The following is a 14,714-nucleotide window of genomic DNA, read 5'->3' as shown; positions in this document are numbered from 1 at the left end:
GAATAATAAATAGAGCATGAACTCTTGCGAAAAGAAGTAACGGTATTCGCATAAAAGTGAATTCAAGGTTACTTGAGAAAAAAGGTGTTATACAATTTTTTTCATTATAGGTACACGCCAACTGAACCCGTTGGTGTGTACCTTTTTATACGCTTTATAAAAAATGGACAATCACTTCGTTCGAATGATAGCCAAAATTTATTCATTCACCATTGCTGCCTGATTGTTCCCATTTTTTCGTTTGGAATGAATAAAACGGTTTACAAAATGCAGGCCGGACACAAAAGCTAGACCCATTTCACCTAAATGATGAACCATTAGTTGCTCCCCTTGAGAAAAAATCAAAAATTAACATGATTAAAGGTGGCATAAACTCCCCTAATTTGTTTATAATGAGAGGTATGGTTTGTCGTAAAAATAAGGGATAAACACTTATTATTTCACTGATAAATGGATACATACATGTAATAGAAAGGGAGTGTCTGACCTTGAGTTTGAAAGAATACTCACAGGAGCAGCTCAAGCACATGTCTTTAGTTGAACTTGCTTATGAAATTTTCAGAGACAGTAAAACACCGATTACGTTTTCCGAGTTAATAGATGAAATGGTCCGTTTACAAGGAATACAAAAATCTGATCTTGATGATCGCCTTGCTCAATTTTATACAGACTTAAATATAGATGGCCGCTTTATTTCGTTAGGTGATCAGAGATGGGGACTTCGCAGCTGGTATCCAGTTGATCAAGTCGAAGAAGAAGTTCAGCCAGCTGTGAAAACAAAAGCGAAAAAGAAAAAAACAAAAGCAGCTGTCGTTGAAGAAGACTTCGATGAAATTGAAGAGGAAGAGGAAATCGAAGAGCTTGAAGAAGAACTTGATCTTGTTGAAGACGACGATGATCTCGACCTAGACGATGATGAGGAAATCGAGGAAGATATAGAAGACTTCGACGAAGACGATGACGAAGATGATGATGGCTTAACAGAAATTGACGAAGACGATTTAGACGATAATAAGGAAGAGAAATAACCCTCACAAACCGGTCCTCAAAACAGGATAAAACCGTCTTGACTTTCGAGAGCGAACTATGTAGTATGTATTTTGGGCTCTCTAAAAAGAGTACGTAAAGATACGTTCATTTACGCTCCCTTTCATTTATTTGAAAGGGAGCTTTCTTATTTTTCAAGAGATTTAGGGATACACTCTAAAAAGGATGAAGCTGTGCATGTCTAGTCATGCAAGGGTAAAAAAGAGAGGAGCATACGAAATGACAAAGTATATTTTTGTAACAGGAGGAGTTGTTTCCTCACTTGGAAAAGGGATCACGGCTGCCTCGTTAGGCCGCCTTCTGAAAAATAGAGGGATGGATGTCACCATTCAAAAATTCGATCCATATATCAACGTAGACCCAGGGACGATGAGTCCATATCAGCACGGTGAGGTCTTCGTCACAGATGACGGTGCTGAAACAGACCTTGACTTAGGTCACTATGAGCGCTTCATTGATATTAACTTAAATAAGTACAGCAACGTTACAACTGGTAAAATCTACTCTACTGTTCTGAAGAAAGAGCGTCGCGGCGACTATCTAGGCGGAACTGTACAGGTTATTCCCCATATTACAAATGAAATCAAAGACCGCGTGTACCGTGCCGGAAAAGAAACAGGTGCAGATGTGGTCATTACAGAAATCGGAGGAACAGTAGGAGACATCGAATCCCTTCCTTTCCTTGAAGCGATTCGTCAAATGAAGAGTGACATTGGCCGTGAAAACGTGATGTACATTCATTGTACGCTTGTTCCTTACATCCGAGCAGCAGGTGAACTGAAAACAAAACCAACACAGCATAGTGTAAAAGAACTTCGCAGCCTTGGTATTCAGCCAAACGTTATTGTGGTTAGAACTGAAATGCCAATGACCCAAGACATGAAGGACAAAATTGCGTTATTCTGTGATATTGATACAAAAGCTGTTATCGAATGTCAGGATGCAGACACGCTGTACTCTATTCCGCTTGATTTACAAAAACAAGGACTAGACAAGCTTGTATGTGAACATATGAAACTTGACTGTCAAGATGCAGACATGACGGAGTGGACAGCGCTAGTCGAAAAAGTGCAAAACCTCTCAAAACAAGTCACAATTGGTTTAGTAGGAAAATATGTTGAACTGCAAGATGCCTACATTTCTGTCGTTGAATCACTTCGCCATGCTGGTTATGCATTTGATTCAGACGTTCAAATCAAATGGATCAATGCAGAAGAAGTGACAGCAGAAAATATGGCTGATTTCGCGCAAGATGTCGACGGCATCATCGTTCCTGGAGGCTTCGGAGACCGCGGAGTGGAAGGGAAAATCATTGCTACACAATATGCCCGTGAAAACAAAGTGCCTTTCTTTGGAATTTGCTTAGGAATGCAAGTTGCGTCAATCGAATATGCACGAAACGTACTAGGCCTTGAGGGAGCTCATTCAGCGGAAATTGATCCTGAAACAGCGTTCCCAATCATTGACCTTCTTCCAGAACAGAAGGATGTAGATGATCTAGGCGGAACACTTCGTCTTGGTCTGTATCCATGTAAATTAGATGAAGACTCCAAAGCATTTGCTGCATACAATGATGAAGTGGTCTACGAACGCCACCGCCATCGCTATGAGTTTAATAATGAATTCAGGCAGCAAATGGAAGCTGCAGGATTTGTCTTCTCTGGTACAAGCCCAGACGGACGTCTTGTTGAAATTATCGAGCTGAAGGATCATCCTTGGTTCCTTGCTTCTCAGTTCCACCCAGAATTCGTCTCAAGACCGACAAGACCTCAGCCATTATTTAGAGATTTCGTTGGTGCTTCACTGCAAGCATCTGAATCAAAATAAAACAAAAAAACTGCCGAGAATATCATCTTCTCGGCAGTTTTTTATTCATATTCCTCCACGATTTCTTTCACAGTAAACGATAGAGCGTGGTAGACGTATAAGCATGTCATTAAAGCAGGATAACCGAACCTTGTTCCGTCATCAGCAGGCACAAGCGGTTTCTTGAGCTGGAAATCAATGTGGACATCACAATGCTCTTCAATCATGGACGACTCCTTTTGTGCCGGCCCGACACCGACAACGGGCGTCCCTTGCGCGTGCAGTTCTTTTACAAGAGATTGAATCTCCTCGTCTTCTGGGTCTGAATAAAATAGCAGCACTCTATCGCTTGGATGAAGCAAGCTGCGCTCCGTTTGATCAAGCGGCAGCACTTTCGCACCTGGAAATGGCTCCTTGCTTTCAGTTGCCTCTATGGCTACAGCGGCCAGTTCATTCTTCCCATGAAAATAAACAGCATGTCCACTGACAACGGCTTGTGTAAGAAGGCGTGCACCATCCTCGATCGCTTCAGCCTGCTTTTCTCCAATACGTGAAAAAATACCTGATAACTGGGTCGTGAAAATTTTTAACAAGACTGATTTCCTCCTTCGGTCAGATCATTTTATAATAGAATATAAAGAGAAAATTAGGAAAAATGCTCAGAAAATGTCGTAAAGTAAACTATTATAAATAAAGGAAATGTGAAAATCAAACAGAATTATTTAACAACAGCTCTTTTTATGGCGAAAAATGAAAGCAATGGGGTGTAACAGATGAATGAGAAAATTTTAATTGTCGATGATCAATATGGTATTAGAATATTATTGAATGAAGTGTTTCATAAAGAAGGTTATCAAACCTTCCAAGCAGCCAATGGACTTCAGGCGTTAGATATTGTGAAAAATCATAGACCAAACCTTGTGCTGCTTGATATGAAGATTCCCGGAATGGATGGAATTGAAATTTTAAAACGCATGAAATTAATTGATGAAGACATCCGCGTCATCATTATGACAGCCTATGGCGAATTAGACATGATCCAAGAATCCAAAGAACTCGGTGCTTTGACGCACTTTGCAAAACCTTTTGATATTGATGAGATCCGAGATGCTGTCAAAGAATACTTGCCGCTCGAAACAAATGGGTAGTTGGAAATATTGAATCGAGTCATTCTGTTGCCGATTTGTCGAATAATTGGTATCCTAGATAAGAAGAAGAAAGCGATCTGACTTTGAAAGTTTACATATGGCGAGAAATTCTGGTCATGCTAGGGTGGAGAGCTTTTTTTAGTAAGCAAATTAGCTACATAGGGAGGATTTTTCATCATGCCTTTAGTTTCAATGACAGAAATGTTGAAAGACGCAAAGGAAAAAGGTTACGCTGTTGGACAGTTTAACTTAAATAATTTAGAATTCACGCAAGCGATTTTACAAGCTGCTGAAGAAGAGAAATCTCCAGTTATCTTAGGAGTATCTGAAGGAGCAGGACGCTACATGGGCGGCTTCAAAACAGTTGTCGCAATGGTTAAAGCGTTAATCGAAGAATATAATGTAACAGTTCCTGTTGCGATTCATTTAGATCACGGTTCAAGCTTTGAATCTTGTGCAAAAGCGATCCATGCAGGATTTACTTCTGTCATGATCGACGCTTCTCACCATCCATTCGATGAGAACGTAGCAACAACTGCGAAAGTAGTTGAGCTTGCACATTTCCACGGTGTATCTGTAGAAGCTGAGCTTGGAACTGTTGGCGGACAAGAAGACGACGTCATCGCTGAGGGCGTTATTTATGCTGATCCAAAAGAGTGCCAAGAGCTTGTAGAACGCACTGGTATTGACTGCCTTGCACCTGCATTAGGTTCAGTACATGGTCCATACAAAGGTGAACCAAATCTTGGTTTCACTGAAATGGAAGAAATTGGTAAAATGACAGGTCTTCCACTTGTTCTTCATGGCGGAACAGGTATCCCAACAGCTGACATCAAGCGCTCAATTTCACTTGGTACAGCAAAAATCAATGTAAACACTGAAAACCAAATTGCTTCTGCGAAAGCAGTACGCGAAACACTTGCTGCAAAAACAGAAGAGTATGATCCACGTAAATATCTTGGACCAGCTCGTGACGCAATTAAAGCGACTGTTATCGGCAAAATGCGTGAATTTGGTTCTTCTAACCAAGCATAATTTGATGAGAACCGAAAGCCGCCTGAGTCACAGGCGGTTTTCTCCATATCTTGAGAAAGCGCAATCAAAATTTACATTTCAGACAATTTATTGATAGGAGAGTGGCACGGTTATGTTATTTTTCGTAGATACAGCGAATATCGCAGACATCAAAGAGGCGCACGAGCTTGGCATTTTAGCAGGCGTCACAACAAACCCTAGTTTAGTAGCGAAAGAAAAGGACGTATCATTCCACGACCGTCTTCGCGAAATCACTGACGTGGTATCAGGTTCTGTCAGTGCAGAAGTCATTTCCCTCAAAGCAGAAGAAATGATTGAAGAAGGAAAAGAGCTTGCTGCCATTGCACCAAATATCACGGTTAAAATCCCAATGACAACAGATGGTCTTAAAGCTGTCAAAGCGTTAACAGACCTTGGAATTAAAACAAACGTCACTTTGATTTTTAGTGCAAACCAGGCACTTCTTGCAGCTAGAGCTGGTGCGACGTATGTCTCTCCATTCCTCGGCCGCTTAGATGACATTGGCCAAAATGGTCTCGATCTCATCAGTGAAGTGAAAACCATTTTTGATGTTCATGGCTTAGATACACAAATCATTGCTGCATCCATTCGTCATCCGCAGCACGTGACAGAAGCTGCACTTAGAGGTGCTCATATCGGCACAATGCCGCTGAAAGTCATCAAGCAGCTGACGAAACACCCATTAACGGATGCGGGCATTGAGCAATTTTTAGCTGACTGGAATAAATAAGTGATTGTGGCAGGCGGGATTGTCTCCTGCTTGCCGCAGTTTTCCTTAAAAACGCTAAGAAATGTTTTGTGCAAAGAAGAGAACATCACAGCCTCGCAAAGCTTCGATTATTTTTCTTCCGACAAATTTCGTTTAACCTGTATTCTTTCTCTTGATATTGGCTAAATTTTGGACAAGACCTTTTAAAGCGCGACATCCACAAACAGTATAACTCCAACAGTGATCTTCTTTAAGAAGGGAGACAAATATGGAAAAGTTAAACATTGCCGGCGGTGACCCCTTACGCGGGACCGTACATATTAGTGGTGCGAAAAATAGTGCAGTGGCACTGATTCCTGCCACGATTCTCGCTGATTCTCCAGTAACGATTGAGGGCCTTCCGCATATTTCAGATATTGACACATTACGAGATCTGTTAGAAGAGATTGGCGGAAAGGTCACATTTGAAAAAGGTGAAATGGTCGTCAATCCTGCTTCCATGATCAGTATGCCGCTTCCTAATGGGAAAGTGAAGAAACTGCGTGCGTCTTATTATTTAATGGGCGCTATGCTGGGAAGATTCAAGCAGGCTGTCATTGGGCTGCCAGGAGGGTGCCACTTAGGACCTAGGCCGATCGATCAGCATATTAAAGGCTTTGAAGCACTCGGAGCCGAGGTGACAAACGAGCAGGGTGCCATTTATTTGCGCGCTGAAAAATTAGTCGGAGCCCGTATTTACCTTGATGTGGTCAGTGTAGGGGCGACCATCAATATCATGCTGGCAGCCGTACTGGCTGAAGGAAAAACGGTGATTGAAAATGCCGCAAAAGAACCCGAAATTATTGATGTAGCGACACTGCTTGCAAGCATGGGGGCCAAAATCAAAGGTGCGGGTACTGATGTGATTCGAATCGAAGGTGTAGAATCTCTTCATGGCTGTAAGCATTCCATCATCCCTGACCGTATAGAAGCAGGCACATTTTTAATTGCTGGTGCTGCGATGGGAGATGAAGTTGTACTTGATAATGTGATCCCAACTCATTTAGAATCAATTACGGCGAAACTTAGAGAGATGGGGTTCACCATTGAAACAAGCAACGATCAGATGCTGATCGTTGGCAGAAACGAAGGACTCAAGCCTGTCGATATCAAAACCCTTGTGTATCCGGGCTTTCCGACGGACCTTCAGCAACCGATGACGGCGCTGTTAACAAAGGCGAAAGGCACGAGTGTGGTCACAGATACGATCTACTCAGCCCGCTTTAAGCACATTGACGAATTGCGCCGAATGGGGGCAAACATGAAGGTCGAAGGAAGGTCTGCCATTATCACTGGACAAACGCAGCTTCAAGGGGCAAAGGTGAAAGCAAGTGACCTGCGTGCAGGTGCTTGTCTCGTCGTTGCAGGGCTAATGGCAGACGGTGTGACCGAAATCACAGGGCTTGAACATATAGACAGAGGATATAGTTTGCTTGAGAAGAAGCTTGAAGGCTTGGGTGCAACCATCTGGCGTGAAAAGCTGAGTGACCAAGAAATAGAAGAACTTCAAAATTCATAAGGCTTTGACTGTGAGAGGAGATTTGGACAAAAATGGAAAGAAGTTTATCGATGGAACTAGTACGGGTGACAGAAGCAGCCGCATTAAAATCTGCTCGTTGGATGGGAAGAGGATTAAAAGACGAAGCGGATGATGCTGCAACAAGTGCAATGCGTGATGTATTTGATACCATTCCGATGAAAGGAACAGTGGTCATTGGCGAGGGGGAAATGGACGAAGCACCAATGCTTTACATTGGGGAAAAGCTTGGGAACGGATACGGACCTCGCGTGGATGTAGCTGTTGATCCATTAGAAGGAACAAATATTGTGGCAAGCGGCGGCTGGAATGCCTTAGCTGTTATTGCGGTTGCAGATCATGGCAATTTGCTGAATGCACCTGATATGTACATGGATAAGATCGCAGTAGGTCCAGAAGCGGTAGGCTGCATCGACATTGAAGCGCCTGTCATTGACAATCTTCGTGCTGTAGCAAAAGCAAAAAACAAAGATATTGAAGATGTGGTTGCAACGATTTTAAACAGAGATCGACATGAGAAAATCATTGCTGAACTGAGAGAAGCAGGAGCAAGAATCAAACTGATCGATGATGGTGACGTTGCAGGAGCCATTAATACAGCATTTGATCATACAGGTGTTGATATTCTATTTGGTTCAGGCGGAGCGCCAGAAGGTGTCCTTTCTGCTGTTGCGTTAAAGGCACTTGGTGGTGAAATCCACGGAAAGCTTCTTCCTCAAAGTGAAGAAGAACTGAGACGCTGTGTGAAAATGGGGCTGGATGTTGGCAAAGTTTTAAGAATGGAAGACCTCGTGAAAGGCGACGACGCCATTTTTGCAGCGACTGGTGTAACAGACGGTGAGCTATTAAAAGGTGTTCAATTCAAAGGCTCTGTTGGAACAACACATAGTGTTGTTATGCGTGCGAAATCAGGTACAGTTCGTTTTGTAGACGGTAGACATAGCTTAAAGAAAAAACCGAATCTTGTCATTCGTCCGTAATCTGAAAGCGGGTATTCATTACCCGCTTTTCATATAGGTGTCAAATGTATATCATTTTCTTTTTAAAGTTGAATATTCTCTGCAAATGAGGTAAAACTAAAGAGTGCTGCGAAATTTTCTGCGAATTTACTTCTTTTAAGCTTCAACAAGTTTAAATACTGCCGCATCATGACGATATACTCATTATCCTTCTCTATGTTGACAAAGCTCGAGTTCACATTGTTCCTATCTTTACGATAAAACGAGTGGGAGCGTTACCATGAGAGCGAGGTCATTCCAACAAAAACGGAATTAAAAGCTAATCAAATACAATGGTCATGCATTTGTAATGAAATACATTGACTAGAAAAGTGTGGTGTCCATATTGAAAGATGTTTCGATTTCATCTTTGGAAAATATGAAATTAAAAGAGCTGTATGAGTTAGCAAAAAAGTACAAAATCTCTTATTACAGCAAACTAACAAAAAAAGAATTAATCTTTGCCATCTTAAAGGCGAACGCTGAGCAAGAGGATCTCTTATTTATGGAAGGGGTTCTTGAAATTATTCAGTCTGAGGGATTTGGTTTCTTAAGACCAATTAACTACTCCCCAAGTTCTGAAGACATTTATATTTCAGCTTCACAAATCAGACGCTTTGATTTACGAAACGGAGATAAGGTGTCTGGAAAGGTACGACCTCCAAAAGAGAATGAACGCTACTATGGCCTCCTTCATGTCGAAGCGGTAAATGGGGACGACCCAGAATCAGCTAAGGAACGTGTTCACTTTCCTGCACTCACGCCGCTATTCCCTGATCGTCAAATGATTCTTGAAACACAGCCTAATCACCTGTCTACTAGAATTATGGATATGATGGCGCCAGTTGGGTTTGGGCAGCGTGGTTTAATTGTTGCACCGCCTAAGGCTGGGAAAACCATTTTGCTCAAAGAAATTGCCAACAGCATTTCTGAAAATCACCCAGAGTCAGAGCTGATTGTCCTTTTGATAGACGAACGCCCGGAGGAAGTAACAGATATCGAACGTTCTGTTGCAGGGGATGTTGTTAGTTCAACCTTTGACGAAGTACCGGAAAACCACATTAAAGTAGCAGAGCTTGTATTAGAGCGTGCGATGCGTCTTGTTGAACATAAGAAAGATGTCATCATCTTAATGGACAGCATCACAAGGCTTGCTCGTGCATACAACCTTGTCATCCCGCCAAGCGGCCGAACGCTTTCCGGCGGTATTGATCCAGCGGCTTTCCACCGTCCAAAACGCTTCTTTGGTGCTGCGCGTAACATTGAAGAAGGCGGAAGCTTGACGATTTTAGCCACTGCGCTTGTTGATACGGGATCACGTATGGATGATGTGATTTATGAGGAATTTAAGGGGACGGGGAACATGGAGCTTCATTTGGACCGCTCTCTTGCAGAAAGAAGAATTTTCCCAGCGATCGACATTCGTCGTTCTGGTACGAGAAAAGAAGAACTGCTTGTACCAAAAGAGCATCTTGATCGTTTATGGGCGATGAGGAAATCGATGTCAGATACACCTGACTTTGCTGAGAAATTCATGCGCAAAATGAGAAAAACAAAGACAAACCAAGAGTTTTTTGATATTTTAACGCAAGAATGGAAACAAGCGAACATGTCTGCATCAAGAAGATAGTTTGTTGAAAAAATACATTTGCAATCATAGACTCACACTGTTATAATTTCATCATGTGCGTTTCAGAATTTATTCTGAGATATTAACTCTGTTTCCGAATTGGATTCAGGGCGGAAGGAGATGACAGTAGATGAAAACAGGAATTCATCCTAACTACAAAAAAGCTACAGTCAAATGCGCTTGTGGAAATGAGTTTGAAACTGGATCAGTAAAAGAAGAGGTACGCATCGAGATTTGCTCTGAATGCCATCCTTTCTATACAGGCCGTCAAAAATTCGCTTCTGCTGATGGACGTGTTGACCGCTTTAACAAAAAATACGGTCTTAAGTAATAATAGATACAATAAACAGGCAGGAATCCGTTCTTGCCTGTTTTTTTACGTGGATTGATGGAACTTTAAAACGGGGGAGAAGACCTTATGTATGTGATGAAACAAAGCGGTTGGCTTGAAGTCATCTGCGGAAGTATGTTTTCTGGAAAGTCGGAAGAATTGATTCGGAGAGCCAAAAGGGCCACCTTTGCCAAACAAGAAGTAAAAATATTCAAACCAGCGATTGATAACCGGTATAGTACAAGCTCAGTTGTTTCACATAACGGTTCATCGGTCGATGGGATTGCAGTAGCCTCACCAAAAGACATAATAACGCACATATCAGAAAGAACCGATGTCATTGGCATAGATGAGGTGCAATTTTTTGATGAGACAATCATTGACATTGTCACTCAATTGGCTGATAAAGGTTACCGAGTCATTGTTGCAGGCCTTGATCAAGACTTCAGAGGAGAGCCATTTGGTGTTGTTCCGCATTTAATGGCATGTGCAGAGCTTGTAACAAAACTTCAAGCAGTTTGTTCGGTATGCGGCTCCCCAGCGAGTAGAACACAACGCTTGATCGACGGTAAACCCGCATCCTATGATGATCCCATTATTTTAGTAGGTGCGCAGGAATCATACGAAGCACGATGCAGACATCACCATGAAGTATCAAGACTTGACGTTGGTACAACACTTGACAATTAAAAAAATAGCAAATGCCGCTGTGTTTCGTTTTTCGAGATTTTGGCTGAACACCCATCATTTGTACTTAAATAAATTAAATAACGCTACGAAAAAATTATCTAATTTTCAACGCTTGCGTTTTAGTATAAGCAGGCATAAAATGACTAACTGTAGTGTAAAGCATTTTAACGAAAAGTTCGATTTCTTGTCATAATTTTTTTGATTAAGGATTATTCTCCTTAATCGTTCTTTAAATTAATAGTTCACTTTATTTATATTTTAGAAAGAGGGTAGTTTTTGATGAACAACGTGAAGAAAACAAAAGAAGGGTACCTCGAAACCACTTTGACAGGTAAAGATGTATTATCGATTCCAACGTTGAACAAAGGCGTTGCTTTCTCTGAAGAAGAAAGACAAGAGCTTGGACTAGAAGGCTTACTTCCTCCAACTGTTCTCACTTTAGAACAACAAGCGGAGAGAGCGTACAAGCAATTTCTAGCACAGCCAGATCGTCTTCGTCAAAACGTATACTTAAGTGATTTGCAAAACCGTAACGAAGTATTGTTCTATAAGCTTATATCAGACAAGCTTCGTGAAATGCTTCCTGTTGTGTACACACCAACTGTTGGTGAAGCGATTCAAGAATACAGCCATGAATACAGAAGACCTCATGGTGTCTATCTTTCAATCGACAACATTGACGGCATTGAGAAAGCATTTGAAAACTTACATGCCACAGCAGGAGATATCGACCTTATCGTAGCAACTGACTCTGAGAGCATTCTTGGAATTGGTGACTGGGGTGTTGGTGGTATCAACATCGCAATTGGTAAATTAGCTGTCTACACGGCTGCTGCAGGTATTGATCCAAGCCGCGTGATTCCAGTCGTATTAGATGTTGGAACAAACAATGAAAAATTATTGAATGATCCATTATACATCGGAAACCATCACAAACGTGTACAAGGTGAAAAATACGATGAATTCATTGATGCATATGTAAAAGCAGCGCTTAAATTCTTCCCGAAAGCATTACTTCACTGGGAAGACCTTGGAAACAAAAACGCGCGTAACATCATGAAAAAATACAATCATAACATCCTAACGTTCAATGATGATATTCAAGGTACTGGTGCCATTACTTTAGCGGGTGTACTTGCAGCTGTCAAGAAAACTGGTACACAATTGAAAGATCACCGTATTGTGATTTTCGGAGCAGGATCAGCTGGTATCGGAATCGCAGATCAAGTGCGTGACACAATGGTACTTGAAGGTCTGACTGAAGAAGAAGCAAACAATGCATTCTGGACATTAGACTACAGAGGGTTGTTAACAGATCAATTTGAAGATGAAGTGCTTGATTTCCAAAAACCATACCTTCGTTCTTCTGATGAAGTAGAAGGCTGGGCTCGTGATGAAAAAGGGCAAATCTCATTTGCTGAAACTGTTCGCAGGGTGAAGCCAACGATTCTAATTGGTACATCAGGTCAAGGCGGCGCATTCACTGAAGAAATCATTAAAGAAATGGCAGCTCATACAGAGCGTCCAGTGATCATGCCAATGTCTAACCCAACACCACTTGCTGAGGCAGTGCCAGAGGATCTGTTTAAATGGACAGACGGCCGTGTACTGATTGCAACAGGAAGTCCGTTCGAAAACGTTGAGTATAACGGAATTGAACATGAAATTGGACAATCAAACAATGCGTTCGTTTTCCCTGGACTTGGTCTTGGCTCAATCGTAACGGAATCTAAAATCATCACAAAAGGCATGTTCGTTGCTTCTGCGGATGCGATTGCTGAAATGGTTGATCATGATAAACCAGGTGCTGGTCTTCTTCCAAGCATTGATAAATTGCAAGAAGTTTCTATCAAAGTGGCCATTGAAGTGGCAAAAGCAGCAATTAAAGATGGTGTCGCAAGAAGAACGCCTGAAGACATCGAACAAGCTGTGAAAGATGCAATGTGGATTCCTGAATATAAAAAAATTGTAAGAGCATAATAAATTGTGTAACGCGGCATTGTTTAGGGTAATTTAAACAATGCCGCAATAAATAGAAACTTGTAAGGATTTAAGGAGGAAGAGTAAGGTGGACTTTTTAAATATTTTGATCCTCCTAGCACCGATTTTTTTCGTTATCGCGCTGGGTTGGTTCGCAGGACACTTCGGTAGCTATGACGCTAAATCTGCAAAAGGTGTAAGTACACTTGTGACAAAGTATGCTTTGCCAGCGCACTTTATCGCCAGCATTCTGTCAACACCAAAAGATAAATTCTATAGTCAAATTCCATTTTTCGTTGCATTGATTTTAGGAATCGTTGGTTTTTATATCATTATCCTTCTTGTTACGAAATTTGCTTTTAAATACGATTTAACAAATTCATCTATTTTCTCGTTAAACTCAGCTCAACCGACCTTTGCATTTATGGGGATTCCAGTCCTAGGCAGTTTATTTGGGGCTCAAGAAGTTGCAATTCCGATTGCAATTACCGGAATAGTTGTAAATGCAATGCTTGATCCAATTGCGATTATTGTGTCAACTGTCGGTGAAAAAACAAAAGGAAAAGCCAAAGACGGCGAAAGTTTCCTTAAAATGACGACGAAAGCCATTTTGCACGGTTTATCAGAGCCGCTTGCACTTGCACCGCTAGCAAGTATCATTCTTGTTCTTTTAGGATTTAAACTTCCTGCAATTGGACATGAAATGTTAGAGGAAATTGGAAGTGTTACATCAGGGGTTGCGCTATTTGCAGTCGGTGTCACTGTTGGTATCCGTAAAATTAAATTAAGCCTACCAGCATTCAGTATCGCATTGCTAAAAGTAGCTGTACAACCATTGCTTATGTATTTTATCGCCATTTTCATGGGTCTTTCGGCTGATGAAATTACAAAAGCTGTATTACTTGTTGCCTTCCCAGGTTCAGCTGTTGCAGCCATGATCGCAACCCGATTTGAAAAACAAGAAGCAGAAACTGCATCCGCATTTGTGATCAGTGCAATCATGTCATTAATTTCATTACCGATCATTATTGCACTTACCTCATAAATAAAGTAGAAAGGCTGCCTAACGAGGCAGCCTTTTTAGCGAAATGAATGAAACATAGGGAAGAGCGCACGCTTTTTTTTGATGTCAGTGTGCGTGATTTCTTTTTTTTCTTCTATTTGAGAGGGTTGTTTCAAGCTCCCAGCAAGACGCTCAAGTTTAGTGGTGAGATCTTCAATTTCTCTACGGTGCTGGAGCAGCTGATATGATACACCTTCATCTGCTTTTTTAGCCAGTTTCCGTTCGAGTTCTTGCAGTCGTTTTTCTACATCAGTGCTGTGTAATTGCTGCTGAATGAGCTGATTCACTTGCTTTTCTAATGCTTCAATCCGCTTTGTGGAGGCATCAGTTTCTGCAGCAGGCGATAACTGTTGAACGGTTTTCGCGTGGATTGGCAATCGAATGTCTTGAAGGATCACACCCTCACTCATTTGGTGTTTGACTTCTTTGAGAAGCTGTACAATATCTTCATGAAATTCATAATGTCCAAGTTCATTCCGGGCGACAGGGATGTTGAGCTGTTTGACCCAACGCTGAATCGTTTTTGAAGAAACGCCAATTTCTTTTGCAACCTCATTTGTATTCAAACCAAATGCCCTCCCTTTTTTCAATTATAAGTACCATTCTCTTCAAGAAGGACCTGTTCCTTCACGTTAGACAAAACAAGTAACCAATCGCCAAAGATCGTGTTTTCTAGCGAA

Annotated in this window: 14 protein-coding genes; 12 read left to right on the top strand and 2 right to left on the bottom strand. The window is 41.6% G+C overall.

All coding sequences use genetic code 11. The features are described 5' to 3' along the window. Window positions 1–488: 488 nt before the first annotated feature. Together rpoE and pyrG are read left to right on the top strand one after the other, a co-directional pair. Entirely contained in the window at window positions 489–1,028 is a 540-nt protein-coding gene (gene rpoE / locus MHI33_RS19780) for a DNA-directed RNA polymerase subunit delta (protein ID WP_065097853.1), read from the top strand. Window positions 1,029–1,266: 238 nt separating this feature from the next. Then, the gene (gene pyrG / locus MHI33_RS19775; RefSeq protein WP_340913306.1) at window positions 1,267–2,874 is read left to right on the top strand and encodes a glutamine hydrolyzing CTP synthase; all 1,608 of its coding nucleotides are present in this window, start codon (window positions 1,267–1,269) and stop codon (window positions 2,872–2,874) included. Between the two features lie 41 nt (window positions 2,875–2,915). On the opposite strand, the gene MHI33_RS19770 is transcribed toward pyrG, so the two are convergent. Next, a complete protein-coding gene (locus tag MHI33_RS19770; protein WP_113767805.1) occupies window positions 2,916–3,446 on the bottom strand; it encodes a DUF2529 domain-containing protein in 531 nt (176 codons plus the stop codon). Window positions 3,447–3,626: 180 nt separating this feature from the next. On the opposite strand from MHI33_RS19770, the gene MHI33_RS19765 reads away from it, so the two are divergent. From MHI33_RS19765 to MHI33_RS19720, 10 genes are all read left to right on the top strand, one after another. Then, entirely contained in the window at window positions 3,627–4,001 is a 375-nt protein-coding gene (locus MHI33_RS19765) for a response regulator (protein ID WP_003214681.1), read from the top strand. Window positions 4,002–4,178: 177 nt separating this feature from the next. Beyond that, a complete protein-coding gene (locus tag MHI33_RS19760) occupies window positions 4,179–5,036 on the top strand; it encodes a class II fructose-bisphosphate aldolase (protein ID WP_003214879.1) in 858 nt (285 codons plus the stop codon). Window positions 5,037–5,148: 112 nt separating this feature from the next. Beyond that, window positions 5,149–5,787 (top strand): fructose-6-phosphate aldolase, encoded by a 639-nt coding sequence (gene fsa / locus MHI33_RS19755; protein ID WP_003215343.1) that lies wholly within the window; start codon window positions 5,149–5,151, stop codon window positions 5,785–5,787. A gap of 247 nt (window positions 5,788–6,034) precedes the next feature. Further along, window positions 6,035–7,324 (top strand): UDP-N-acetylglucosamine 1-carboxyvinyltransferase, encoded by a 1,290-nt coding sequence (locus tag MHI33_RS19750; protein WP_003214820.1) that lies wholly within the window; start codon window positions 6,035–6,037, stop codon window positions 7,322–7,324. Between the two features lie 32 nt (window positions 7,325–7,356). Continuing rightward, complete coding sequence (gene glpX, locus MHI33_RS19745) at window positions 7,357–8,322, top strand: class II fructose-bisphosphatase (RefSeq protein WP_065097854.1); 966 nt, start codon at window positions 7,357–7,359, stop codon at window positions 8,320–8,322. Window positions 8,323–8,686: 364 nt separating this feature from the next. After that, complete coding sequence (rho, locus tag MHI33_RS19740; protein ID WP_003215202.1) at window positions 8,687–9,970, top strand: transcription termination factor Rho; 1,284 nt, start codon at window positions 8,687–8,689, stop codon at window positions 9,968–9,970. A 130-nt stretch (window positions 9,971–10,100) separates the two neighbouring features. Beyond that, window positions 10,101–10,301 (top strand): 50S ribosomal protein L31, encoded by a 201-nt coding sequence (gene rpmE, locus MHI33_RS19735; protein ID WP_003215407.1) that lies wholly within the window; start codon window positions 10,101–10,103, stop codon window positions 10,299–10,301. An 87-nt stretch (window positions 10,302–10,388) separates the two neighbouring features. After that, a complete protein-coding gene (locus MHI33_RS19730; RefSeq protein ID WP_044140163.1) occupies window positions 10,389–10,991 on the top strand; it encodes a thymidine kinase in 603 nt (200 codons plus the stop codon). A 279-nt stretch (window positions 10,992–11,270) separates the two neighbouring features. Next, window positions 11,271–12,971 carry an oxaloacetate-decarboxylating malate dehydrogenase gene (gene malS, locus MHI33_RS19725; RefSeq protein ID WP_113767803.1) on the top strand — a complete coding sequence of 567 codons (1,701 nt, stop codon included), beginning with the start codon at window positions 11,271–11,273 and terminating at the stop codon, window positions 12,969–12,971. A gap of 88 nt (window positions 12,972–13,059) precedes the next feature. Then, window positions 13,060–14,016: an AEC family transporter gene (locus MHI33_RS19720; protein ID WP_044140161.1), complete on the top strand. Its 957-nt coding sequence runs from the start codon at window positions 13,060–13,062 to the stop codon at window positions 14,014–14,016. A gap of 35 nt (window positions 14,017–14,051) precedes the next feature. Here the strand turns inward: MHI33_RS19720 and racA are convergent, their stop codons facing one another. Then, entirely contained in the window at window positions 14,052–14,600 is a 549-nt protein-coding gene (gene racA / locus MHI33_RS19715) for a chromosome-anchoring protein RacA (RefSeq protein ID WP_126741256.1), read from the bottom strand. Window positions 14,601–14,714: the final 114 nt, after the last annotated feature.

It is taken from the genome of Bacillus sp. FSL K6-2971 (assembly GCF_038006405.1).
Lineage (GTDB): Bacteria > Bacillota > Bacilli > Bacillales > Bacillaceae > Bacillus > Bacillus pumilus.
This window is presented reverse-complemented; position numbering and strand designations above follow the sequence as displayed.

Coding starts and splice junctions, on each gene's coding strand:
- glpX (WP_065097854.1), top strand. CDS start 7,357: ATGGAAAGAAGTTTATCGATGGAACTAGTACGGGTGACAGAAGCAGCC.
- MHI33_RS19730 (WP_044140163.1), top strand. CDS start 10,389: ATGTATGTGATGAAACAAAGCGGTTGGCTTGAAGTCATCTGCGGAAGT.
- rpmE (WP_003215407.1), top strand. CDS start 10,101: ATGAAAACAGGAATTCATCCTAACTACAAAAAAGCTACAGTCAAATGC.
- MHI33_RS19760 (WP_003214879.1), top strand. CDS start 4,179: ATGCCTTTAGTTTCAATGACAGAAATGTTGAAAGACGCAAAGGAAAAA.
- malS (WP_113767803.1), top strand. CDS start 11,271: ATGAACAACGTGAAGAAAACAAAAGAAGGGTACCTCGAAACCACTTTG.
- pyrG (WP_340913306.1), top strand. CDS start 1,267: ATGACAAAGTATATTTTTGTAACAGGAGGAGTTGTTTCCTCACTTGGA.
- MHI33_RS19765 (WP_003214681.1), top strand. CDS start 3,627: ATGAATGAGAAAATTTTAATTGTCGATGATCAATATGGTATTAGAATA.
- MHI33_RS19750 (WP_003214820.1), top strand. CDS start 6,035: ATGGAAAAGTTAAACATTGCCGGCGGTGACCCCTTACGCGGGACCGTA.
- fsa (WP_003215343.1), top strand. CDS start 5,149: ATGTTATTTTTCGTAGATACAGCGAATATCGCAGACATCAAAGAGGCG.